The organism is Flagellimonas eckloniae, from assembly GCF_001413955.1.
GTDB classification, from domain to species: domain Bacteria; phylum Bacteroidota; class Bacteroidia; order Flavobacteriales; family Flavobacteriaceae; genus Flagellimonas; species Flagellimonas eckloniae.
Window position 1 is genome coordinate 2,286,958 of sequence record NZ_LCTZ01000002.1, and the last position, 25,106, is coordinate 2,312,063.

The 25,106-nt window shown below is 36.3% G+C and carries 21 protein-coding genes; 11 read left to right on the forward strand and 10 right to left on the reverse strand.

All coding sequences use genetic code 11. The features are described 5' to 3' along the window. Positions 1-29: 29 nt before the first annotated feature. Positions 30-4,406, reverse strand: coding sequence for a response regulator (locus AAY42_RS09650; protein ID WP_082433390.1), 4,377 nt, complete (start codon positions 4,404-4,406; stop codon positions 30-32). Positions 4,407-4,590: 184 nt separating this feature from the next. On the opposite strand from AAY42_RS09650, the gene AAY42_RS09655 reads away from it, so the two are divergent. The 10 genes from AAY42_RS09655 to AAY42_RS09700 all read left to right on the forward strand — a co-directional run bounded on the left by AAY42_RS09655 (position 4,591) and on the right by AAY42_RS09700 (position 14,605). After that, complete coding sequence (locus AAY42_RS09655; protein ID WP_055394611.1) at positions 4,591-5,979, forward strand: dipeptidase; 1,389 nt, start codon at positions 4,591-4,593, stop codon at positions 5,977-5,979. 136 nt (positions 5,980-6,115) lie between these two features. After that, positions 6,116-6,481 (forward strand): BlaI/MecI/CopY family transcriptional regulator, encoded by a 366-nt coding sequence (locus AAY42_RS09660; RefSeq protein WP_055394613.1) that lies wholly within the window; start codon positions 6,116-6,118, stop codon positions 6,479-6,481. A gap of 2 nt (positions 6,482-6,483) precedes the next feature. Next, positions 6,484-8,913 (forward strand): M56 family metallopeptidase, encoded by a 2,430-nt coding sequence (locus AAY42_RS09665; protein WP_055394615.1) that lies wholly within the window; start codon positions 6,484-6,486, stop codon positions 8,911-8,913. Positions 8,914-9,034: 121 nt separating this feature from the next. Continuing rightward, positions 9,035-10,135 carry a DUF4407 domain-containing protein gene (locus AAY42_RS09670; protein WP_055394617.1) on the forward strand — a complete coding sequence of 367 codons (1,101 nt, stop codon included), beginning with the start codon at positions 9,035-9,037 and terminating at the stop codon, positions 10,133-10,135. A gap of 107 nt (positions 10,136-10,242) precedes the next feature. Next, positions 10,243-10,704 (forward strand): hypothetical protein, encoded by a 462-nt coding sequence (locus AAY42_RS09675; protein WP_055394619.1) that lies wholly within the window; start codon positions 10,243-10,245, stop codon positions 10,702-10,704. A 168-nt stretch (positions 10,705-10,872) separates the two neighbouring features. Continuing rightward, positions 10,873-11,346, forward strand: coding sequence for a Crp/Fnr family transcriptional regulator (locus AAY42_RS09680; protein WP_055394621.1), 474 nt, complete (start codon positions 10,873-10,875; stop codon positions 11,344-11,346). 80 nt (positions 11,347-11,426) lie between these two features. Then, the gene (locus AAY42_RS09685; RefSeq protein ID WP_055394623.1) at positions 11,427-11,876 is read left to right on the forward strand and encodes a hypothetical protein; all 450 of its coding nucleotides are present in this window, start codon (positions 11,427-11,429) and stop codon (positions 11,874-11,876) included. 193 nt (positions 11,877-12,069) lie between these two features. Then, on the forward strand, positions 12,070-13,074 hold the full coding sequence (locus AAY42_RS09690; protein ID WP_055394626.1) for a hypothetical protein: 1,005 nt from the start codon (positions 12,070-12,072) through the stop codon (positions 13,072-13,074). 242 nt (positions 13,075-13,316) lie between these two features. Beyond that, entirely contained in the window at positions 13,317-14,183 is an 867-nt protein-coding gene (locus tag AAY42_RS09695; protein ID WP_055394627.1) for a helix-turn-helix domain-containing protein, read from the forward strand. A 107-nt stretch (positions 14,184-14,290) separates the two neighbouring features. Beyond that, positions 14,291-14,605: a YdhR family protein gene (locus AAY42_RS09700; RefSeq protein WP_055394628.1), complete on the forward strand. Its 315-nt coding sequence runs from the start codon at positions 14,291-14,293 to the stop codon at positions 14,603-14,605. A gap of 355 nt (positions 14,606-14,960) precedes the next feature. Here AAY42_RS09700 and rfbD read toward each other — a convergent pair whose 3' ends face one another. From rfbD to rfbB, 4 genes are read right to left on the reverse strand one after another with little or no spacing between them, the layout of a single operon-like run. Then, a complete protein-coding gene (rfbD, locus tag AAY42_RS09705) occupies positions 14,961-15,830 on the reverse strand; it encodes a dTDP-4-dehydrorhamnose reductase (protein ID WP_055394630.1) in 870 nt (289 codons plus the stop codon). Positions 15,831-15,845: 15 nt separating this feature from the next. After that, a complete protein-coding gene (gene rfbC / locus AAY42_RS09710) occupies positions 15,846-16,394 on the reverse strand; it encodes a dTDP-4-dehydrorhamnose 3,5-epimerase (protein ID WP_055394632.1) in 549 nt (182 codons plus the stop codon). A 2-nt stretch (positions 16,395-16,396) separates the two neighbouring features. Next, positions 16,397-17,257 (reverse strand): glucose-1-phosphate thymidylyltransferase RfbA, encoded by an 861-nt coding sequence (gene rfbA / locus AAY42_RS09715; RefSeq protein ID WP_055394634.1) that lies wholly within the window; start codon positions 17,255-17,257, stop codon positions 16,397-16,399. A gap of 10 nt (positions 17,258-17,267) precedes the next feature. Continuing rightward, positions 17,268-18,305 carry a dTDP-glucose 4,6-dehydratase gene (rfbB, locus tag AAY42_RS09720; RefSeq protein WP_055394636.1) on the reverse strand — a complete coding sequence of 346 codons (1,038 nt, stop codon included), beginning with the start codon at positions 18,303-18,305 and terminating at the stop codon, positions 17,268-17,270. A 219-nt stretch (positions 18,306-18,524) separates the two neighbouring features. Between rfbB and AAY42_RS09725 the strand changes: the two genes are divergently transcribed. Continuing rightward, positions 18,525-19,643, forward strand: a complete 1,119-nt coding sequence (locus AAY42_RS09725) for a hybrid sensor histidine kinase/response regulator (protein ID WP_055394638.1) — start codon at positions 18,525-18,527, stop codon at positions 19,641-19,643. Here the strand turns inward: AAY42_RS09725 and AAY42_RS09730 are convergent. Genes AAY42_RS09730 through AAY42_RS09750 form a run of 5 tightly spaced genes read right to left on the reverse strand, consistent with a single transcriptional unit; the run spans position 19,640 to position 25,090 of the window. Then, positions 19,640-20,848, reverse strand: coding sequence for a glycosyltransferase family 2 protein (locus tag AAY42_RS09730; protein ID WP_055394640.1), 1,209 nt, complete (start codon positions 20,846-20,848; stop codon positions 19,640-19,642). The two genes, AAY42_RS09725 and AAY42_RS09730, sit on opposite strands and share 4 nt — an antisense overlap. 26 nt (positions 20,849-20,874) lie before the next feature. Next, a complete protein-coding gene (locus AAY42_RS09735) occupies positions 20,875-21,516 on the reverse strand; it encodes an acyltransferase (RefSeq protein ID WP_245625610.1) in 642 nt (213 codons plus the stop codon). A 9-nt stretch (positions 21,517-21,525) separates the two neighbouring features. Then, a complete protein-coding gene (locus AAY42_RS09740; protein WP_055394642.1) occupies positions 21,526-22,719 on the reverse strand; it encodes a glycosyltransferase in 1,194 nt (397 codons plus the stop codon). 1 nt (position 22,720) lies between these two features. Next, positions 22,721-23,878, reverse strand: a complete 1,158-nt coding sequence (locus tag AAY42_RS09745; protein ID WP_055394644.1) for a glycosyltransferase family 4 protein — start codon at positions 23,876-23,878, stop codon at positions 22,721-22,723. Positions 23,879-23,881: 3 nt separating this feature from the next. Then, positions 23,882-25,090 (reverse strand): glycosyltransferase family 2 protein, encoded by a 1,209-nt coding sequence (locus tag AAY42_RS09750; RefSeq protein WP_082433392.1) that lies wholly within the window; start codon positions 25,088-25,090, stop codon positions 23,882-23,884. Positions 25,091-25,106 lie beyond the last annotated feature (16 nt).

The window sequence follows — 25,106 nt, forward strand, 5'->3', positions numbered from 1 at the left end:
CTGAATTAAGCTAGTTTAGTTTTATTTTTTCATTCATAGACAAAGAACATTACGTTCTCCATACCTTTTTGAACTTTTAGGTCCTTGATAAAGTTTTTATCCCCATTGTAGACCGAATTGAGCATAATAATATCAGGCATTGCTTCTGATGCCGTTTGCAACAAATTATCAGTGCTAGCCTTCACGACCTTATAGCCCCTTGCACTCAAAACTTCGGTAAGTGTTTTTACTGCTGATGCATCTTCATCAACCACCAGAACTTTCTTTTTTGATACACCTTGCTCCAATAATTCATCTACTTCATGAAACAATTTTTCAGTATCAATAGGTTTGGTCAAATAACGATCTACACCTATTCTAAATCCACGTTCTTTGTCCTGCACTATGGATAAAATAATAATGGGAATATCCATAGTAGCGGGATCGTTCTTTAATACAGCGGCAACGTCAAAACCATTTATTTCTGGCATCATCACATCTAGGATAATGAGATCGGGCTTCTCCAACCGTACCATATCCAAAGCTGCTTTGCCATTTGCGGCTTCACGAACTCTATATCCTGTATCTGACAACTCTTGTCTTAACAGTGATCTTATGGGTGTATCATCATCAACCACTAAAATGGTGGGCTTACCGTCTTCGTTTTTCTTCGAGCTATGGCTTATCTGTTTTTTAAGACTCCTGAGAATTCGGTCTAATTGTATTGGCTCCTGTACGGCTGCTTCTCCTAAAAGAGGTATGGAAAAGAAGAACGTGCTACCTACATTGAATTCACTCTTCATCCAGATAATGCCACCGTGGTGTTCAATAATCTCACGACAAATAGGAAGGCCTAAACCTGTTCCCTGTGGTTTATCTGTTAGCGTATCACCAGCTTGCCTAAAACGTTCAAAAATTTTGTGCTTATCCTTTTCTGCTACTCCAATGCCTGTATCCTGAACTTCAAAAATAAGCTGTCCTTTGTCTTGATATGCTTCAACACTTACAGTTCCTTTTTCAGTGAACTTAACTGCATTGGACAAGAGATTGATTATCACTTGAATTAATTTGTCCTCATCAGCTTTTATTATTGGCAAGTCTTCCGGTATATTTTTCTTTAAAACCAGGCTTTTTTGCTCAAACAAGGAAGAAGTAGCAGCTATACCCCTATGAATCACATCTTGTAGAAAAACTGGCCTTATGTTCCACTCCATCTTACCTGACTCTATTTTGGCAAGATCCAGCACATCATTAATAAGATTGGTAAGTCTTTCACCTTCAGACACCACTACGTCTAAATTTTCACTTACTTGTTTCATGGTCCGTTTTATCTTTTGATCGTCAACGGTAACCGCAGGAAAAATTTTATCCTCTAAGCGTTTACGGATGATTTTGGCAAAACCTAAAACAGATGTAAGCGGTGTTCTAAGTTCATGACTGACTGTTGACAGAAACGCGCTTTTAGCTTCATTAGCATCTTCCGCTTTTGCTTTTGCCTGTTTGGCATCTTCATACAATTCTGCATTGTGCAAGGCAATACCCACATTTATGGCTATGGTATTTAAAAGTCTTTTATCCTCATCATTAAATCTACTTTCATGCTGCACACTTTGAACACTGAGTACACCAATAACAACATCTTCCACAGGTATGGGAACCCCTAAATACGAAATGGCCTGCTTCCCTGTTTGTTGTATACCGCTTTTTGTGTACTCTGCCTTTATATCCGTATCCTTATTAATAAGTAATGGCTCACCGGTTTGAATAATTTTGGAAGTAAGTCCTTCCCCATACTTCATTGGTGGCATATCATCTCCGTCTTGATACGGAAAATCTATGATTCCGGTATCTGGGTTAAGAATGGCCAAATAGGTAATATCAGATTTAAATACCTCCTTCATTTGGTTACCTACCAATTGTATCAATGCGTCCAATTCCAATTTATCATTAAGTGCTTTACTTACTTGATTTACCGTTGCAAGTTCACTTAGCCTCTGATTGGACTCTTTGGTACGTTCCTGTACTTTTTCTTCAAGTTCTTTCTGTTGGTTTAAAAGAATCTTGGTTCGTGCTTTTACTGAAAAGTAAATAAATCCTAAAATACCCAAAGCATAAAGTGAATAGGCCCACCACGTTTTATACCATGGTGGTGCTATAGTAAACGAGAAGGATGTGACTTCGGTTTCATCACCAAAAAGACTCTTTGCTTTGGCATTAAAGGTATATGACCCTGCTGGTAGATTAATATATTCCCTAGTGGTCTGCTTACTCCAATCTGACCATTTATCGTTAAGCCCATCTAACTTGGTGGCATATTGCATATTATTTTGTGCGATGAAAAGAGGCGCAGCATAATCAAAACTCAATGTGTTGTTTTGAAAATCTAATTTCAAGTCTTTTGGCAACTCCTTTGAGCCAGCATAGATCAATGAGTCACCAGCTACTTTCATTGATCTAATTTTTAAATCAAATTTGGACAAAGTCCTTTTATTCATTTTACCGCTGTAACGGATAATACCATCAGGGCCTGAAAACCAAGCTATTTGCGAGCCATCTGATTTCGGTTTTTCAACATGTACATTGATTAAGTCGTTATTCTTTAGTTCTCGTAAGGTTTCCGTATCCAAATCTACAGTACCATCTTCGTTCTTTTTTGCTATGGTAATACCTGAACCAACATTGAACCAAAACCTATTTTCCGAGTCTAATTCTGGAAACAAAAACCCAGGATTTTCAAGGCTTATCAATTCACTGTAGAAAAATTTCTTTTCAAAAAATTTCTGGTTTTCTTTATCAAAGGCATACGTTTTACCTTCTGAGGAAAAAAAATGGGGTTCCCCAAAAACACTTGTAATAGACATACTTACGTCTTTAGGGAGACCATCTTCAATATCATAAACTTTAACCTTGGAAGCATCAAGATTTAGTTTTGAACCATTGAATTGTGTGTCAAGTAATAGTATTTCACTGTCGTTTCGGCTACCCAACCAAATATTCCCATCTGAATCTTCAAAAAATCCGCCGTTTGGGTTTTTTGCAATTTCCGATTCAAAAACAAACTGGTTTTCTGATTCATCAAAATACAAACTGGTTATACCGCCCTCGTGAAAAGCGAACATTCTATTTTCATCGTAAGTAGATATGATAGAATAGCGGGATCTAAAATTATAATCTATACTTTTTCTAACATACTCAAAGGTTTTCCCTTTGATTTCGAACATACCCATTGCACCGAGTCCGGTATAAAGTCGACCTCGAGTTTCGGTAAAGTTACCGCCTTGACCAATGGTACCCTCCATGAATTTTACTTCACTATCCCCATCCCTTAAATAGTAAATTCCGTTACCCGTAGTAAAGTATACAAAATCATCTAATCTATGGGCATCTAAAACACTACTGGTTCCTAGACCTGAGGCCGTAGTTACATATGTGAAAGGAGAATTCAGGTCAACTTTAGAGATGCCTTTGAATATAGCTAACCATAGTACACCCCTAGAGTCTACATAAGAATAATCAACGGTACCATCTTGCAATCCGGTATCCACTGTATAACTTTGTAACAATTCACCATCATGACTCATTAAATAGGCGCCATTACTAAACGTATTGAATACAAATCTACCATCATCCAATGCGACTCCAGGTAAATACAAACTGCCTTTTACAAGCTCATCCAATTCTGTTTTAAACGGTGTAAATGTTTTACCATCATACAAGTAAAATCCTTGTGTTCTTGTACCAACAAGCATGGTTTTGTCATCATAGGGCAACATGGTGTAGATGCGTTCACTTGCAAATTTTTCTCCACCAGGAACAACATTTAGTTTTCCATTTTCGTAAATACAAAGTCCCTTCCCCCATATCCTAATGTATAATTTGTCATGAACGACTTGGCCCACATGCAGACCGCCTTCTGGCACAACAACTTCAAAAGTATTGCCATCCCATATGTATAATTTATCGTTGGTTCGGTAAACCATTCTTCCTTTGAAATAATCAACCTCCCAAACAGTACCAAGTGCCCTATGCTCTTCAGGTATTTTATCTTTTAAAGAAACATAGTTTAATTCTCCTAAATCATTAACCCCTAGATAGCCAAGTTCCCCTTCTCCCGCTACGAAAATAGTGCCGTTATCGTCTTTGGCCAGACTTCGGGCACTTACATAATTTTTAAGCGGTATGGTTCTCCAATTAACACCATCAAACTCCAGGACCCCCGAAGTATTGGCAAAATACATGATGCCGTCATCACCCTCCAAAACCCACCAGTTAACGGGTTGTGCACCATAATCTTGATAATAGTAATTGGTTATTTTCGGTTGACCCACCTGTTTTTGGGCAACAACTGAAAAAGAAAAAAAAGAAAAAAGTGAGGATAAGAAATATAGCTCTATACTTCTTATAGATCGAACGAGAGGTTTATGCATGTTTGGTTGGTATATCAATACCTATGGATCTTGACCTTAGGCAATGGTTTTAAATGTACAAAAAAAAATGTAACGACTATTGGTAAGCCCCGATAATGTTTTACTAGTAAGGACTTCCTTACACAAGCTACTTTACTAAGATTAAAAACTTGTTTTTTGTACTTTTAAGGCTTTTTAAAATTTTATGCAAAAAATCAACAATTACATTGCCACTCATAAGACCCGATTTATCAATGAGCTCATCCAACTTTTAAAGATTCCTTCCATTAGTGCAGATACTGCCTTTTCTAAAGACGTGATTGAAACGGCTAAAATAGTTCAGGAATCTTTGAAGGATGCTGGTTGTGATAACACTGAAATTTGCGAAACCAAAGGATATCCTGTTGTTTATGGGGAAAAAATAATCGACCCGAAGCTTCCAACAGTTTTGGTATATGGGCACTACGATGTGCAACCGCCCGACCCAATGGAATTATGGACTTCCCCTCCATTTGAGCCCGTTATCAAAAAAACGGATTTACATCCTGAAGGTGCCATATTTGCAAGAGGCGCATGTGATGACAAAGGGCAAATGTACATGCATGTGAAGGCCTTGGAATTCATGGTCAAAACTGACCAACTGCCTTGTAACGTAAAGTTTATGATTGAGGGTGAAGAAGAAGTTGGAAGTGATAGTTTGGGTGAGTTTTTGGAAGCGAATAAGGAAAAATTCTCTAATGATATCATTCTAATCTCGGATACTGGGATAATGGCCAACGATGTTCCATCCATAACAACAGGATTACGTGGATTGAGTTATGTTGAAGTAGAAGTTACTGGACCAAACAGAGATCTTCATTCCGGAATCTACGGTGGTGCAGTACCCAATCCCATCAATGTCTTAAATAAAATGATTGCCTCCCTGCATGATGATAACAATCATATTACAATACCTGGGTTTTATGATAAAGTAGAAGAGGTTTCAGATGAAGAGCGCGCAGAAATGGCTAAGGCACCTTTTCACCTAGAAGAATACAAGAAAGCCCTTGATATTAATGATGTGCAAGGTGAAAAAGGGTATTCAACCTCAGAAAGATATTCCATCAGACCCACCTTGGATGTCAATGGAATATGGGGCGGGTACACTGGCGAAGGAGCAAAAACGGTTATTGCCAGTAAAGCCTATGCAAAAATATCCATGCGTTTGGTACCTGACCAAGACCCAGATGAAATTACCGAATTGTTTACCAAACATTTTGAAGCTATTGCACCAAAAAGTGTGAAAGTTAAGGTTACACCTCATCATGGCGGACTTCCATACGTAACAAATATGGACAGTATCGGCTACAAAGCTGCTGCAAAAGCCTATGAAATCACTTTTGGTAAGACCCCGGTACCGGAAAGAACTGGTGGAAGTATCCCCATTGTTGCCCTTTTTGAACAAGTCTTGAAAAGTAAGACCATTCTAATGGGCTTTGGATTGGATAGTGATGCTATTCACTCCCCCAATGAACACTTTGGGGTTTGGAATTATTTAAAAGGTATTGAGACAATACCTTATTTCTATAAATACTTCACAGAAATGAATAGTTAAAAAAAAACATTTACCCACAAAAATTCAAAACCCCTTATCTATAAGATTTGGGGTTTATTTTTTAAATTTTACTCTACATTTGTAGAATTTAAATATTTGCTCTATGTTTGTAGAGTTAATTCTAATCTTGTAGAGAATGCAGTTATCAAAATCTGAAGAAGAACTCATGAATATTTTGTGGAAACACAAAAAAGCGTTTATGAAAGATTTATTGGACACCTATCCAGAGCCAAAGCCGGCAACTACAACCGTGGCCACCTTACTAAAACGTATGTCAGACAAAGGATTTATAGCCTATAAGAGTTTTGGACGCTCAAGGGAGTATTATCCTTTGGTAAAGAAGAAGGATTATTTTTCAAAACATGTAAATGGACTTATCAAGAACTTCTTTAATGATAGTGCTTCACAGTTTGCATCATTCTTTACCCAAGAAACAGATCTCAGTAAATCTGAGTTAGAGGCTTTGAAAAAATTGATCGACAACGAAATCAAAAAAAGATAATCATGCTGGAATATCTATTAAAAACTTTTGCTTGTTTGGCTGTATTTCTAGTATTCTATAGACTACTATTGGAAAAAGAAAGCATCCATAAATTTAAAAGATTCTATCTCTTGGGAGGGATCATAGTATCTTTTATTATTCCAAGTCTTGTTTTTGTAGAGTATGTAGAACCTGCACTAACTTCCAATACCATTTTCCCCGTTTCATATGAGGAGTATTCACCCATTATAAATGAACAACCAAAAGATATAAATACACTAAACTGGTCTTTAATTTTATGGTCAGTTTATGGGTTAGGCATTGTAGGTTTTGGTTTTCGGTTTTTTAGGCACCTTTTTCAAATTTTAAAGCGGATTAAGAACAATCCAAAAATCAAACAAAATTTTATCACGAAGGTATTGCTAAGGGAAAAAATGCCTCCACATACCTTTTTTAGTTTCATTTTCTTGAACAAAAGAAATTTTGAGTCCAATACCATTCCTAAAGAAATCCTGACTCACGAAGAAACCCATGCCAGACAATACCATAGTGTAGATGTTCTTTTCATTGAACTCTTACAGGTGGTTTTTTGGTTCAACCCACTTATCTATTTATTCAAAAAAAGCATAAAACTAAATCATGAGTTTTTAGCGGACAGAGCCGTTATTGAAGAGGAGCGGGACACAGTTAATTATCAGAATACATTACTATCATACTTATCACATGAAAGTTTAAAAAAGTATCAGTCAACCGGAATGTCAAATTCCATTAATTATTCATCAATCAAAAAACGATTTACAATCATGAAAAAAAGAACATCTAAAAAAGCTGTATTACTAAGAACTCTTTTACTCTTTCCCGTATGTGCCTTATTACTTTATGGGTTTAGCGAGATTAAATATGTTGAAAAAGACAGTAGTTCACCACCAAATAGCAATCAAAATCCAACTCTACCATCAGAAATCATAAAATCGGGAGATGAGAATACCAAAGAAATGTTTAGCAGAACAAATTTTACAGCCCAAGACACGCCAGCTATAGAAGAGGATAACGGCGATATAGCAGGGGGCGTTTCCACAAAGAAAAACTTCCAAATTAACGCTACTAGAGCACAAATGGCCGAATACAACTCTATAGCCAAAAAGTATAATGAGATGTTATCCAAACAAGGTGATTTTCATATCGAAGGAGCAGATATAGAACGATTGAAATATCTCCACGGATTAATGTCCGATAAACAAAGAGCAAATGCAGAGCCTTTTCCCAATTTTCCTGAACCGCCGTCCGCCCCTGAACCACCTAAAGAAGTTTCCCCTGATACTCCCCAATCCCCTGGATTGAGATTCAGCATAGCCGAGGCCGCTTATACAAATGCAACGTCATTAGATACACTAATAGCCTCAGCACCAAAACCTGAAACTAAAAACCAAAGTCAATGGGTTGTATCATCTGGTATAAATCCAAACTCGCGTGGAAATGATTATGCAACCCTCCCACCGCCTGCGCCTGCTATTGCCAAACATGTAAATACAGACAATTATTCTTCTGAATTAAATTCTGCTCTCAATCAATATTTAAATAGTGTGTTAGCCTACGAACAAAATGTACAAGCCTATAGAAAAGACGAAAAAGGGAGCCTGAAAAGTTTACATGTTGAGTTTGACAAAATAATGGAACTGTATACCAACTACTATGAGTTAGCCCATAAGGAAGATAAGTTTATTCAACCTCAAGTACCACCTGCCCCTCAATCACCATTAGACCATGTTATTGATATGGCCAAGAACGGAGCTACGTTTTATTTTGAAGGAAAAGAAATATCCTCAGATCGTGCTATAGAATTATTAAAGAAAAACAAAGAACTGAATATCGAAACCACCGGGCACAACTCAAAAAACCCAAAGGTCAAAATTTCCAAAAGCCCCATTCGAGTTAAAAAATCATCTGGTTCAAAAATAAATTTGGAAACAGGCAACATAACCGTAAATGGAAACGAGCTATTTTACAGTACTAAAAATGATATAACGAGCTATTTCAATACTAAAGGGGAACAAGTGGACCGTCAGGGCAAAAAGCTTGAAGGACAATCAACAAAGAATCCAACATTTTATTATAACGGCAACAAGATATCATCGGTAAAAGCCTATCAGTTGTTAAAAAACAATAGATCAATACAAGTGACGACTGAAGATTACACTGAAGATGAATATGCCGTTGTATTGACCGATTTGAGCAAAGTTTCCTATAACAAGAATCCCAATAAAAACAAGAATCCCAATTCTTTTATCGACCTAACGGAAATGATTGAAAAAGAGGCTTCATTTTTCTATAATGACAAACCTATCTCAACCGAAAGAGCATTATGGTTAACCCAAAACACTGAAATAGAAAGGGTAAATACCAAGAGTTCAAAAAATGGAAAGCCAAAAGTATATTTTTGGAAAAAGAATTAGGCGTCCATACACTTTATCAAATCACAAATCACTGTTAAAGCCTTCATTTCGAAGGCTTTTTGTGTAACAAAATCATACAAACTGCGTTCTAATAGTCAATCAGAACCAAACGAACACTATCATGTTACAACGCTTTTTTATTTTCTGCTCCGGGGCGGACACCCAAATTTTAGACACTTGTTCCAACGGAGAACGCAACAAATACGCTGGAATCGGCGCCACTGTTTTCTTTACGGCCATAATGGCTTTTATTGCAAGTGGGTATGCGCTCTACACTGTTTTTGATAACATTTACACCTCTGTTTTCTTTGGATTGATTTGGGGTCTATTGATTTTTAATCTAGACCGTTACATTGTATCCACCATAAAAAAACGAGACAATTTTAAAAGTGAGCTTGTACAAGCGGCACCGCGAATCATCTTGGCCATCATTATAGCCGTTGTGATTTCCAAACCTCTTGAAATGAAGATTTTTGAGAAAGAAATAAATCAGGTATTACTGGAAGAAAAAAATGCCATGACCTTGGCAAACCAAGAACAGATCGCTTTGCAATACACTCCTAAAGTTGAGGGACTTAATCAGGAAATCACCCGACTAAAAAACGAAATTGCTGTTAAAGAAGCAGAAACCAATGCATTGTACGATACCTATATTTCAGAAGCTGAGGGTACGGCAGGAACGGGGCTTTTGGGAAAGGGACCTGTTTATGCGGAAAAACGTGAAAAGCATGATGCCTATTTGACCGAATTGAGTACACTTAAGCAAACCAATACAGAAAAAATACAGGCTATTGAAGCCCAAATAGCCAGTTTAGGAACTGACTACGATACAGCAGTGACCAATTCACAGCCTATAATTGATGGTTTTGATGGATTAATGGCACGTATCAATGCCTTGAACAAATTGCCATGGTTGCCTTCCTTTTTTATTTTCCTTTTGTTTCTTGCCATTGAAACCGCTCCCATTATTGCCAAACTTTTGGCTCCAAAGGGAGAATATGACTATAAGTTTGAAGAGCAGGAAAGTGTGGTGGCCACTTGGGTAACACAAAAAGTAGCGCAACGTAAATTATTGTTTTCCACAGATGGGGAACTCAACCAGAAAATCTACGAGGATATTAAAAACGAAGAGGAATTGTACCGCTACAAAAAGGAGAAGGCCGAAGAATTGCTTAAACTACAGGCAGATTCTTTTCATAAAGTGCAGATTAAAGGGCTTTAGCTGGCCTTTGAATCTTAGGCTAAAAAATCCCTAACTTCACGTATCTGTTGATATAATTTATTGAAACGAATCATATCCTTTAAGTAAAGGTCAATTTTACGAAGTTCATGAAATACAAGAAATCACAAATCGGCTGGGTTGTACTATTGATTTTTGCACTGATAATCATTCTTCCCTATTTGGTGTATGCAAACCAATGGGGGAATAATCCACTTCCTTCAACTCCATTCTTGGTTCTGGTGTCAATTTTTGTGGTTATATGCTTCATGTTCTACAAACTAACGGTTGAACTCAGCAGCTCAACTCTAAAGTTGACTTATGGCATTGGATTGATTAGAATCAAATTAAAGATTGATGAACTGGAACAAGCGGAGATAATCAAAATCCCTTGGTATTACGGACTTGGCATCAGACTAACTCCAAAAGGAATGCTATATAACGTTCAAGGGGCAAAGGCAGTCAGCATAGAATATACAAGTAACGGAAAAAGAAAATCGGTTATGGTCGGGTCTCCTGAGCCAGAACGACTTAAAAAAGCACTTGAAGAAAATTGGATAAAGCAACATTGAGCTTAACAGCTTGTATAAAGGCATATGCTTGGTTGTTTTCTAAAATCAGTATCCGTCCATTAGCCTTTGAATCTTATATTAAAATTCCCGAACTTCACGTATCAATCGCTAAAAACAATTAAAACAGTCCTTAGCTTAACATTGTATGCCATTAGAAAATAAATTTCCTTGAAAGAAGTAAAGATCAAAAAAGGTGAAATAATTCAACGAAGTGGAGAACTTGGCACGAAAGTGTACCATGTCAAAACTGGACTCTTGCGTAGTTACTCAATTGATAATAATGGTAAAGAAAATGTTTTCATGTTCGCCCCTGAAGGATGGGTTATAGCAGACACATGTGAACCTGAATCAAAGTCAAGTCTCTTTATAGATGCGTTAGAAGATTCGACCGTTATTGTATTGAAGAAAGACCTTGAAAGGGAAAAACAAAATGTAGGAGCGCTTACAAAAAGATTGAATGCATTGCAAAAACGTATTTTGATGCTTATCAGCACAAACGCCATTGAACGTTATGAATATTTCATTCAAACCTATCCAAATATAGCTCAGCGTGTTCCGCAACATATGATTGCATCGTACATTGGTGTTAATCCTGAAACTCTGAGTGCTGCCAAGGCTAAACGTTTGAAAAAAGGCAGTTAATTCATTTCTTATGAAATCATAATGCACAGGTTTTCTACCAGATTTAATTTTGCATTTCAAAAAAACATAATCATACAGAAATGAAAAATTTATTGAAGATATCAGCAGTACTCTGGATTATTTGGGGCTTGGTTCACGTTTTAGCAGGAGTAATTACAATGAAAGGAATATTAACAGGAGATATTTCAGCTTCAGTTGCTGGGATTGCAGACGCAATTGAACCAAGTCTTTTACAGATGGATTATTCAGAAGCATCAGGAGCAATTATTGGTCAACATGGGTTCAACCTTTTTTGGATTGGAATTGTCACTTTCATATCAGCGTTTTATGTTTGGAAAGGAAATAAAAATGCCATATTTCTTGCTGCAATTTGTGGTGGCTTAGCAGATTTAGGATACTTCCTATTTATGGATTTAGGTGGTTATGTAAATTTTATGCCAGGAACTGTTATGACAATTGTTTCTTCATTAGCAATTATTTTGAGTTTCTACGTTTATTTTAAAACTCGTAATGAGAAACTTACTGAATAAATACAACATTGTATGAACGCAATAGCGGTTTGGGTGTTAATTCAAACCGCTATTGCGTTAATTTAGGTATATTGTTTTCTGAAAATAAGTGTAAATAACCGCTACTACCCTTGTACTAGCACATTGGCAATCATTGGGACCCAAAACCTGCAACATTTAAGCTTATAAATCGTCAAATATCAAACACAAATCAATGAAACTATGTATCGCTATTTTCTTCACTCTTATTTCCTCTATTTGTCTAGCTCAAATAAATGACAACCCAACTATAACTGATGCTCTTCTGAAGTATGATTTCATTCAAGAACAAATAGTTAATAATAATGATACTATTACCTATTATCTAAAAAATTACAACGTAAAACCTGAAAATTTAGTTGTTTTCATACAAGGCACAGATGCTAATCCGATATTTTCCTATTCCGTTAAAAACGATAAAACTATTTTTAACCGTTGGTTTGGAGATGATTATAAAAATTTAGATTCGACATATACATATGCTATTATACCGAAGCCAGGAATGGATGGGATTTATAAAGATGGAGAGATAAGTATTCCTCAAAGCTACTATGACAAAAACCACCTTGATCACAGAATAAATCAAATTGATATATCAATTAATCATATAATCAACAACCATCTTTCCAAATCTCAAAAAATTATCATTTATGGTCATTCAGAAGGTGCTGCAATTGGAGCTACACTAGCTACAATGAACAAAAAAATTACTCATTTAGGATTTTGGTCAGGAAACGTTCTAAATAATTTTTATGAGTTTTCACTTTTCAATAGAATTGAGTCTTTAAAAGGTGACATCACTGATAAGGCAGCTCATCAAAATATAATGGGTATTCTAGACTGGTATAAGTCGGTAGTTAAAAATCCTAATTCAACAGAAATTGACCATTTTGGATTTACGAACAAACGCTGGTCTTCCTATGAAAAAGCACCTATAGATTATTTAACTGAACTGACTATTCCAATATATGCCCTTTTTGGAACAGAAGATGAAAGCACACCTATTGAAACTGCTTATTTACTTCCTGTAAAATTTATTGAGAATAGGAAAGAAAATTTGACTTTTGAAGTTTGTATTGGTTGCGACCATTCTTATCAGGAGGAAACAGAACAAGGACAAAAATCACATTGGAATGAGCAATTTATGAAATTCATCGAATGGACAGAAAAAACAAAATAACAAATTGCCAACAATGGTTATAAGTGCAATCCCTTCTGTTTTGATACTTTGACTTTGTTTCAACCCATCTTCATTTTCCAAAGGATGGAGCCACCATTTATCCATCACAACTTTGTTAGTCCACAATCCACTTCCATCAATATACCATTGAATCTTAGATTAAAATTTCCGAACTTCACGTATCGTAGAATATAATTTATTAAAACAAATCATATCTTAATCGTCGGCAATATTTATATGACATGGTAAATTTGTATTCTTTTATTAAACAGAATGACAGCTTTCATAAACTGGAAGTAAACGAATTACTATTTGTTGAATACACCTGTATACAAGAAGAGACAAAATTCGGAATCTGGTCAGATAGCAACTATTTTGCCTTTGTCACCTCTGGCAAAAAAATGTGGCGAAGTATCTATCATGATTATGAAGCTGAAAAAGGCGATATTCTATTCATAAAAAAGGGAGCCAACCTTACCCATCAGTTTTTTGATGATGAGTTCTGTGCTATTTTCTTTTTTATTCCTGACAATTTCATCAAATCATTTTTTACAAAAAACGCTTCCTTTTTAGATGCAGCCCAAAAACAGTTGTCCGACCAAGATGCTGTGCTAAGAGTAAAATCGAATAAATTACTAGAAAATTATTGTGAATCTATATGTTCTTATCTCACTTTAGATGAGAAACCCAACACTGAATTGTTAAAACTAAAATTTGAAGAACTGTTATTAAGTCTTTGTGGAAATAAAGAACATCAACATCTTACTGACTATTTAATTTCCATATGTCAAAATCAGACCTATCATATGACGCGTATCATGGAAGAAAATTTTGGCTATAATCTGAAAATCGAGGACTATGCAAAACTTTGTCATATGAGTTTGTCAAAATTTAAAAAAGCTTTTAACGACCATTATAAAGTAACACCTGGCCACTGGCTAAAGCAGCGTAAATTAGATTTAGCACTGCATCGTTTATTACATACAGATCTACCTGTCAATCAACTTTCCTTTGAATGCGGTTTTGAAGACCCATCCCATTTTATTCGTGTATTTAAACAAAAATATAAGTCCACACCTTTGCAATATCGCAATCTTCAAACACATTAAGCATATAAACCTTAAAGTCTATTTTTAAAACTTTTTAGCCTATTCGATAGGTGCTTCTCGCATATACTTTTGCTGCTGTAATTAATAATCATTTAAAATGTATAACAATGAAAAATGTAACAGCGGTATTATCAGTAAAATTTAATTCTTCCCATAGCCAAGAAAGGCTAATGGAAGTCTGTAATGAAGATTTGAATCTCTTTAGAAATGTATCTGGTCTTATTGAAAAGTATTACATAGCCGAGGAAACTACAGGAGCAATTAGTGGTATTTATTTATTTGAAACAAAAAGCGCAAGAAACGCTTTCTGGACTTCTGAATTAGCGGCCAAAATACCTGAACGCTATGGTGTGATTGCGGAAACGCTTAGAGTGGAAGAATACAATATGGCAATTGTATTAAATGAGTCTGTCTTGTCATAACAACCTTCGTAATCGGTCATTTAAACTACTAATGACCGATTACTTTTCTCGTTCTTAAAAATAAAAAGCCCTTCTCATTTACTTTATACTATTTTCTAAATGAAAACTAACAGAAGATATCATCTAACAATTGGATTTGGATGGTATACTATAAAATCCCGTAATGAAGAAAAAGGCAGTAAAACTATTGCCTTCGCAACCAACAATTCACAATCACGTTCTTTACAAACTATATAAACTAAAGCTTATGCTACCAAGAGTTTGGCGCGGATATACACTAAAATCAAATACCTACGAAAATCTACTGAAAACTGAAGTTTTCCCAGAAATTGAAAGAAAAAAATGTAAAAAAGTACTAGATATTGATTTTGGAATAGGCTTTCAAAGCAACAGCAAGGCTGTCCTTCCAATGTGGAATTTGCAATCCAAAGGTATTTTTGATCTTGGTTTTGTCCAAAACACTAAATTTTGGTCGTTCCGCTGGGGTAGGATATGCTTCTGACAGGATGGGTTTTAAATCGATATCGATATTGTACCCTTCAAAAATTGCCTTTGCAAAATCGTACCAACTGGCGACGCCTTCGTTACTATAATTATACACTCCGTACTCTATACTATGTGCTTTTACAATATGTAAAACCACCTTGGCCAAATCCAAGGCATAGGTTGGAGTTCCCACTTGATCGTACACTACGGAAAGTTCATCTCTTTCGGCACCTAACTTTAGCATGGTCTTCATAAAGTTATTCCCAAATTCTGAATACAACCATGAGGTACGAATAACAAAATGTTCTTCTAGATTATTGATGATGGCGCGTTCACCTTTATACTTGGTATCGCCATAAAAACCAATCGGTCTTGCAATATCATCCTCCAAATAAGGCGTGTTGAGAAAACCATCAAAAACAAAATCTGTGGAAATATGGATTAAAACGGTTTTGCTTTTATTACAGTTCATGGCCAAGTTTCTGGCCCCGGTTACATTCACCCTATACGCCAAATCATTATCGGCCTCCGCTTTGTCTACATTTGTAAATGCAGCGCAATTGATACAATAGGCATAATCGGAAGAAACCAATTCAGCACGTACTTCATCAAAGTCCGTAATATCCAGTTCTGAGGAGGATTTGAAAACGAAATCCAAATCTTTTGTACCTCCTTCAGCAACAAGGGATTTAAATGTGCTTCCCAATTGCCCAGATGCTCCGGTAACCAATATCTTCATAGTATAGGTGTAAAATTAATGGGGAACTGCTTCTTTAAAAACAGGTAAAAATTTATCTTTTTCTGAAATGATCAAATCCTCACTTTCCAAAATCCAATCAATATTGAATGTGGGGTCGTTATAAATTATCCCTCCCTCGGATGCCGCATTATAAAAATTATCGCACTTGTACGAGAACTTAGCTGTATCGCTTAAAGTTACAAAACCATGTGCACATCCCCGTGGAATGAACATCTGTTTTTTATTGTTTGATGAAAGTAATGTGGAAACCACTTTTCCAAAAGTTTTGGAATTTGGTCTTATATCAACAGCTACATCCAACACCTCACCATCCAAAACTCGAACCAACTTGGCCTGGGCATGTTCCCCTTTTTGAAAATGGAGCCCCCTAAGCACACCCTTTGAGGAGAAAGATTCATTGTCCTGGACAAAAAATGGTTTTGCACCGGTCAAGGTTTCAAATTTTTCTTGGTTGAAGCTTTCAAAAAAGTACCCTCTTTTGTCCTCGAACACGGTAGGTTCCATAATAAAGCAACCTTCTATTTCTGTCTTATTAACTTTCATTCTTATGTCAATGCTTCTAATAAACGTTTGCTATAGCCACTCTTTAAAAATGGCTCTGTCAATTTTTTAAATTGGCTTTTGGTAATAAAGCCCATTTTGTAGGCAGAGGATTCAATAGCACCAATTTTTAGCCCTTGTCTTTCCTCTATAACCTGAACAAACTGCGATGCCTGCATTAATGACTGAAAGGTTCCTGTATCTAACCAAGCCGTACCTCTGTCCATGATGCTCACTTTCAGCTTTCCTCTTTTTAAGTATTCTTGGTTGATATCGGTTATTTCCAATTCACCCCGTTTACTTGGTTGAATGTTTTTTGCAATTTCCACCACATCATTATCATAAAAATAAATCCCTGGAATGGCAAAATTGGATTTTGGTTTTTGTGGCTTTTCCTCTATGGAGATTACATTTCCATTCTCATCGAACTCAGCAACACCATATCTCTCTGGATCTGTAACATGATATGCATAAATAATGCCTCCATCTGGATCATTATTGGATTGCAACAACGTTTCCAATCCTGTCCCGTAGAAAATATTGTCGCCCAGTATCAAAGCTACTTTATCATCACCAATAAATTCTTCCCCAATAATAAAAGCTTCCGCCAATCCATTCGGGTGCTCTTGAACAGCATATTCAAATCTGCAGCCATACTTTCTGCCATCTCCCAAAAGTCTTTGGAACATGGGTAGGTCGTGTGGTGTTGATATAATTAGTATTTCCCAAATTCCCGATTCTATTAATGTTGAAAGCGGGTAATAAATCATGGGTTTGTCGTAGATGGGCATCAGTTGTTTGCTAACCGCCAATGTTAAGGGGTGCAACCTTGTTCCCGAGCCTCCTGCCAATATTATTCCTTTCATCGTATCCGTTTTAAGCCAAACTTTTGGATTGGTTATGAATGAATTTGTTCAAATACCAATCAATGGTCTTTTCAATGCCAGTTTCAAAATTTTCATCTGCCTTCCAGCCTAGATCATTTTCAATTTTAGAAGCATCAATTGCATATCTAAAATCGTGCCCTGCCCTATCTTTCACATAGGTGATCAAGTCGCTATAGGAAGTACCCCCTGATCTCGGGTGTTTTTTATCCAAAATATCGCATACCGTTTGGGCTATGTACAGGTTATTTCGCTCATTTCTTCCTCCAATGTTGTATGTTTCACCTGAAATACCTTTGAAATACGCAAGGGCTATTCCTTTACAATGGTCTAAAACATATAACCAATCCCGTATGTTGGAACCATCGCCATAAATGGGAATGGGTTCTCCCGCCCAAGCTTTTCGTATTATGGTTGGAATCAACTTTTCACCATGTTGTTTTGGCCCATAATTATTGGAACAATTGGTGGTTACCACATTCATACCATAGGTATGGTGGTAACTTCTTACTATGAAATCTGAAGATGCTTTTGAAGCACTATATGGACTATTGGGCGCATATGGCGTTGTTTCCATAAACAAACCTTCTTTTCCCAATGTTCCATAAACCTCATCTGTTGACACATGATGGAATCGTGAATCTTTAAATGCCTCTTTATATACTTCCGGCCCAACCATCCAATACTTTTTGGCAACATCTATCAAATTAAATGTGCCCAAAATATTGGTCTGCATAAAAGCATCTGGATTAATAATGGAATTGTCCACATGAGATTCAGCAGCAAAATGAATTACCCCCTGAATTGTATATTGTTCAAATATCTTTTCTATGAGTTTTCTATCGCAAATATCCCCTTTGATGAATGTATATCGCTCATGCGTTTCAACTTCATCCAAGTTTTGCAAATTACCGGCATAGGTAAGGGCATCAATATTGATAAGATTGACATTTTTATTTGCTTCCAAAAAATAAGGGACAAAGTTGGAACCTATAAATCCTGCTCCTCCCGTAACCAAAATATTTATCATGAAGATTACTCTTTATTACTGTTTTGTAAATATAATCCTACTTTTTATCTGCATTCAATTATTGTTGTGAAAGGTTGATTTTTGTTGGTAGAACACTTTAATATATACTTTAAAGCAAAGTAAACCAATAAATCGCTTTATAATTCTCTTTCAGAAAGATAATACTTATTATATATTAAATCTTTTTCCTACTTTAGTGATAGGTATTTATATCTTAAAATGGAAAAACCTTATATCGTTGCTGTTGATGATGAACAGCTAAATTTAGAATTATTACGATTTATTTTAGAACGAAATGAATATCAATTTGAGGGCACCAGTGATGATGAATACCTTTTTGAACTTCTAGAGCAGCGTAAACCAGACCTAATTCTTCTCGATGTTATCATGCCCAAAATAGAAGGTTTTGAGCTTTGTGAAAAAATAAAAAGTGTCAAAAAATTCCAAAATATCCCTGTTATATTCCTTACGGGGAAAGTAAATGTTAAAGATAAGGTCAGAGGCTTTGAGGTAGGTGGTGTGGATTATGTCACTAAACCTTTTAATGAGCAAGAATTAATTGCTAGAATTCAAACGCATGTTGAATTGATACGTGCCAAAAATCAAATTGAAGAACAGGCCAAAAATCTTAGACAGTCAAATGATCTTAAGGACAGGATGTTTTCCATTATAGGTCACGATTTACGTTCCCCATTGAGTGCCGCCAAGTTAAAAATGGACTTTATCATGCGTGGTATTATTGATCCAAAAGATGATAAATTTTTGGGCGAAACTGTTTATGACCTTTTAAAAACTATGGATGAAGCATTAAACTTGCTTCAAAATCTATTGGGTTGGGCCAAATCTGAAAGCAATCAAATTCAAATGATTCCAGAAAAGCTGGACCTAAGCGATTTGGTTGAACAAACATTTCGACTTTTGAAATTGGGTAGTGATCATAAACAAATTGAAATGCGAAACAATGTTACTACAGATGTTTTCGCTTTTGCCGATAACAATATGATCAAAACAGTACTGCGAAATATACTTTCCAATGCCATAAAATTCACACCGGTTGAAGGAGTTATTCAAATTAACGCAAAACCCGGAAAAAATAAAGTTACAATAGAAATCGAGGATAATGGCAATGGAATTTCTAAGGAAGACATTAAAAAAATCCTGAACCCCAACGAACATTTCAGCAAATTAGGTACTGAAAAAGAACCTGGAACAGGGTTGGGTCTTGTACTCTGTCAAAATTTTGTCCAAAAAAATGGTGGAGTATTAAAGATTAAAAGTGAACTTGGAAAAGGAAGTACCTTTTATTTCGAGCTACCTGTTTATTCGGAACAAGATTAAGCAACTGCTTCAGCCTGCACATCGCGTTTGGCACGCTCCCAATTTACCGATTGATTCCCCTTGATGTATCTTCCAAAACCAAGAAACACGGAGAGATTCATGATAAAGAAATAATATGGGATGAAAAGTATTTTTAAACGAATCTGTCTATTTTCTAAAAACCAACCCAACAATGCTGCTGCATAAAATAATATTTGCCCCCAAAATAATACATTGAACAACCCTAAGGAGAACAATCCTTCATTTTGGGCTAAAACAAAATTTATTGGGATTATTAAAAGAAGTAGCAGTGGAGTCAATGTCCATCGTAAAACCCGATGTGAAATATATTGAAACGAGAGCGTCCCATATTTGAAAAAATTCAGCAAGGTTCTCAATCTAACTACAGATTGAATTCCACCCGCAGAAATTCTAACTTTTCGTTTCAGTTCCTCTTTCACATTGGCAGATGCCGTTTCAATTGCATAGGCTTCTGGATTGTATTGAATGGTATAACCAGACATGGCCACCCGTAGCGAAATCATAAAATCGTCCAACAAGGTGTCTTTTTCCACCTCTTGCCAAAGCTCCGTTCGTATGGCAAAAAGTTCTCCTGCGGCACCGACCACAGAGTAGAGTTCCGCATCCCATTTTTTAAGCTGCGACTCATATTTCCAATACATTCCTTCTCCCGCACCTGCAGCACTATCCGCGTCTTTGGAATAAATTCGCTTTTCACCAGAAACGCATCCTACTTTTGGATTACGGAACAGGCGAACAATTTCCTTTATGGAATTTTTTCCCAAATCGGTATTGGCATCTGAAAAGATGACAATAGGGGTTTTTACAAATTTCACCCCCCTGTTCATGGCTGCGATTTTCCCAGCCCTTCCATCCTTGTGGTATACCTCAACCCCATCGTATTTCTTCAATAACTCTGGAGTTCCGTCATTAGATCCATCCGTTACCCAAATCTGGGTAACCTTGTCCTGGGGATAATTTAAACTCTTGGAATTTTTAACCTTTTGGTCCAGAAAATCCTTTTCATTAAAGGCCGTAACAAAGAGGGTTACTTCTGGCTCATATTCCTTATTGCCTTCAAACTTTTTGGCCAACCCAAAAACTCTTCGAATCTTGATGATTAAGAACAATAATATGCCATACCCCAAATAGGAGTAAAAGATTATGAAAAGTGAAACCCAAAAAAATATTTTTAAAAACTCCATTTTGCTTTTTTTAATTCATTTATGAATTATACTGCTACAAGATCTTTTTTGATGGCTCTTTCCCATTCTCCCGTATCATGGTTGTATGTCTTTACAACTCTTGCTGGATTACCTACCGCCACAGAATAGTCTGGAATATCCTTAGTCACCACACTTCCTCCTGCAATAATGCAATGTTTCCCTATGATAACCCCGGCAACGACAACACTGTTCGCCCCTATCCATGTTTCTTTTTCAACAATAATCTTAGCAGTGGATACCCCTTGTGCATGAATGGGTTGTGAAATGTCTTCGTAATTATGGTTTAATCCAGAAAGCACCACATTTTGTGCTAAACGGACATCGTCCCCGATACTAACCGGACCAATGATGGTATTTCCAAGACCTATCCGTGTTCTATTTCCAATTTTTACTGCTCCAACGCCGTTGTTAATGGTTGAAAAATCTTCTATGGTAGAATTTGTCCCTAGTTCAAAACTGTTCCAGGGCAGAACATCCACCCGTGTTCTTCTTCGAATTGTCGCGCCTCTACCTTTTTTATGATAAAAAGGGTTGACAAACCATTTCACCCATAAACGAGGTCTTGCCTGATTTTTAGGAACTAGCAGCCAATGCACAAATTTTTTAATGCCCTCACTATTCTTTATTTTGTCTTTTAAACCCATCATTTTTTGATTCTATGCTGATTTTTTAATGGCGTCATAAATAGCCCTAACATTGTTCTCCCAAGTATGACTTTTAGCAAATTCAATCCGTTTTCTTACCAGTTCAGGGGTGTTTTCCGCCAAAGCTTTTTCTGCCAGTTGAATATATTCTTCCTTATTGCTTCCCAGATAAACATGTTCTTTGAACATTTCCATGGCCTTGGTCCTAGTTGCCAATGTAGGTTTGCCCATTGCTAAATATTCATCAATCTTACGCGGGTAATTTCCAATGGTCCAGTCGTTTACCACCTGCGGGTTCATAGCTACATCAAAACCTTTAACATATGCTGGAAGCTCTGATCCATCCTTGCTTCCTAAGAAAAATACATTGTCCAACTCATGTAATTTTGATGATTTAAAATCTTCGTCTTCAGGCCCAACCAAAACTATACTCCAATTCTTCTTGGTATTGGCCATATGCTCCAAGAGTTCAATATCCAATCGCATGCTGGTTAAATATCCAACGTATCCAATAATAGGTTTGGGAATGGCATCAAATTCTTTTGGGATTTGAATTGTATCTTTTTCATCATTGAACAAGGAAACATCACAACCTTGGCCCACCATAAAACTATTTGGGTTGAACTTAGATCCGTATTCCGCGTAAAGTGTGGAATTATTTACAACGGTATCCGCTTGTTGAATAATTTGCGGTTCAATACGCTCTCCATGTTTTCTCCAATATGGAACTCGAATCAAATAATCCCTCATGTAATAGGTATACGTTTTAGGAGATAAAAATTCCTTAAGATGTAATCCCAAAAACATGGAACTATCATTAAAAAGCAAAACATCCTTAAATTTTAATTGATGCATTGCCTCTTGAATATCACTAGAAAAAATCTTCGAATTCCTTCTATTCAATTTCTTGAATATGGAATGAAAGGGAATCCAATTGATAGACTCGGTCATGGATTTTGGGTATAAATTCCAAAGATTGTCCTTAATACGAACCAATCCTGTTTCTTCCCCATTTTTGATTCTAATTCTTTTTTGAACTCTTTCTGTGTTTTTCCCTCTCCTCAAGGTAGACCTATCCAATGGTGGATTTACATAAAGTACCCTGTTGTGCTTGGCAAATTCAGCAGCAATATTTTTGCAGTTACTGCCAATTTCAATATCCCAAGCTTGTATCCCTACAACTATAATATCTTGACCTTTAATCATACTAGCTATTTTTTATTTCGCTGTGGACATCTTCATATAGTTCCAATACATTCTTTGCCATGGTTTCCCATGAAAAGTGTCTTGCTCTTTTAATTCCCTTTTCAGCCAAAACCTGGGCCAATATTTTATCTTCGACCAAGGTCTTCATGGCATTAGTTATCTCCAATGTATTAAAGGGATCTACCATTAAAGCAGTATCCTCACCAGCTACTTCAGGCATTGATGAAGTAGTTGATGTAATTACAGGCACCCCGCATGCCATCCCTTCAAGAATTGGTATGCCAAAACTTTCTCGTAACGACGGGTATAAGAATATTGTACATTGATTTATGATAGCCGGTAAATCTGTATTTGGAACATATCCCGTCAAATGAATCAGTGGTCTTATTTCTTCACTATCAATGGATGCTAAAAGTTTTTGAAGCTCTCTTTCATCATAATCCAACATAACCAATTTGTATTGGTTGGGATACACTTTATTAAAATCTGAAAATGCCTTCAACACACCTTTGGTATTTTTCTTTGGGTCCGTATTTCCAAGAAAGAAAAAGAAATTATCAGGCAGCGCATAGGTATCTTTTATATCCCTTAAACTGTCTTGATCGGTCAATTTTTTAAAATGCGAACCAACACCGTTGTATATGGCAGTTAATCTATCATCCTTAAATCCGAAATGGTTATTGATCCGATCTTTTTCGTAATTGGAAACGGTAATGACCTTTTTGCTTTTCTTGATTACCGGGGGCACAAAATACCGTCGGTACATATTGCCCAATTTCTGATACCATGTTCCTTCTTTTTTAAAAACACTTATACTTTCCAAATAAATAATATCGTGCAAGGTGGTTACCAGAGGAACTTTGGAAAATAATGGCCCAGTATTACTAGTGCAATGCAAAACATCACAACCTTCCTTATGAGCTGCTTTGGGCAATGCTAGCTGTTCCCAGCCTGGATAACCCCATTTGGATTCCAATTGAACTACTTTAAAATTGGGTGCATTAGGTATGCAGGTGTCATCAAAATCTGGCTTTACAAAAACCACATATTCATTTTTATGGTCAATTTTCTGAAGGTTTTTAATGAGCTCCAGAGCAACCATGTCCATCCCATGTTTCTTTTTTCTGAAAAGACGTTGTCCTTCTATCCCTATTTTCATTTTTTATTGACCGTTAATTGTACCGTGCTGGGTATGAATAAATTTTTTATTAGCTCCCTTTAGTTTGAAAAGAGACAGGAACATGAGTAAAAATGCCTTGGGTAAGGTGAGTATAGCCTGCACTGTTTTTACACTATAAAAATTTCTGGGAATAGCAAAGAAAAAGGCCAGTATGGTCAGTAATAAGCTCACATACCAAAATGATGCTGAAACTGCCAAAAGACCTGTTGGAAAAAATGTATTAAAGATAAAATACAGGAAAGAAATGATTACCACTAACCCAAGTAATAATACCCTTGGAGGCGATACCATTTGATACACTTTATCAAAAAAATCAATATTTCCTTTTTCAAATAATTCTTTTAGACCAGGGACAAAATATCTTCCAAAATAAACAAACTGGGCAGAAAGCCAGCGCTTGCGCTGGTTAGAAAACACTTCTGCTTTTTGAACCTTTTCATCCAATACCAAAGCATTGTCCAGATACTCAATTTTGGTTCCGTTTTTCAATAGTTTTAATTCCAGTTCCTTGTCAAAACCACCCACGGCATTCACATTGGCCATGGTGTTCTTAAAGAAATAATAATCAAATGCCATCCCTGAACCTATAAGGGCCGAAGACAGACCAAGAACACGATGTCCTTTCCTAAAAATATGATTGTTGACCTCTTCGCTAATGGCGTCCAATATGGCAAAGGAGGTATTGGTGTTTTTTGCTGCCCTATGTCCTTGGACTACTTTGTAACCTTGATTGAATGATGTATTGACCTTTTCAATGAATCGGTCTTCCATTATATTATCAGCATCCAGAATCAAAGCCACATCATAGGCATCACCAATAACTTCCATAGCTCGATTAAGTGCTTTGGACTTCGTGCTTTTTTCAAAAGAAACCTCAACTAAACGAAGTGGCAATTGTTTAAGTGAATTCAAAGTGCTTTCCTTGAAGGAATCAGCAATAATAACAACATCATAAAGCCCAGAATGATAGCTTTGATTCAGCGCGCTTTTTGCAACTTCAACAATAACGCTATCTTCTTTATAGCCCGGGATTAAAACAGCAAACTTTCGCTGTTTATTAAATATTTCATTCCGTTTTTTTCTCTTAAAAAGCCCTGCAAAAGAGAAAACAAAAATATAGATGGATGCAAATCCAAAATAACCTAGTAAAAGGTATTCAAGACCATATAATAAAAACTTAATTGTATCCATCTATACATCCTTTATA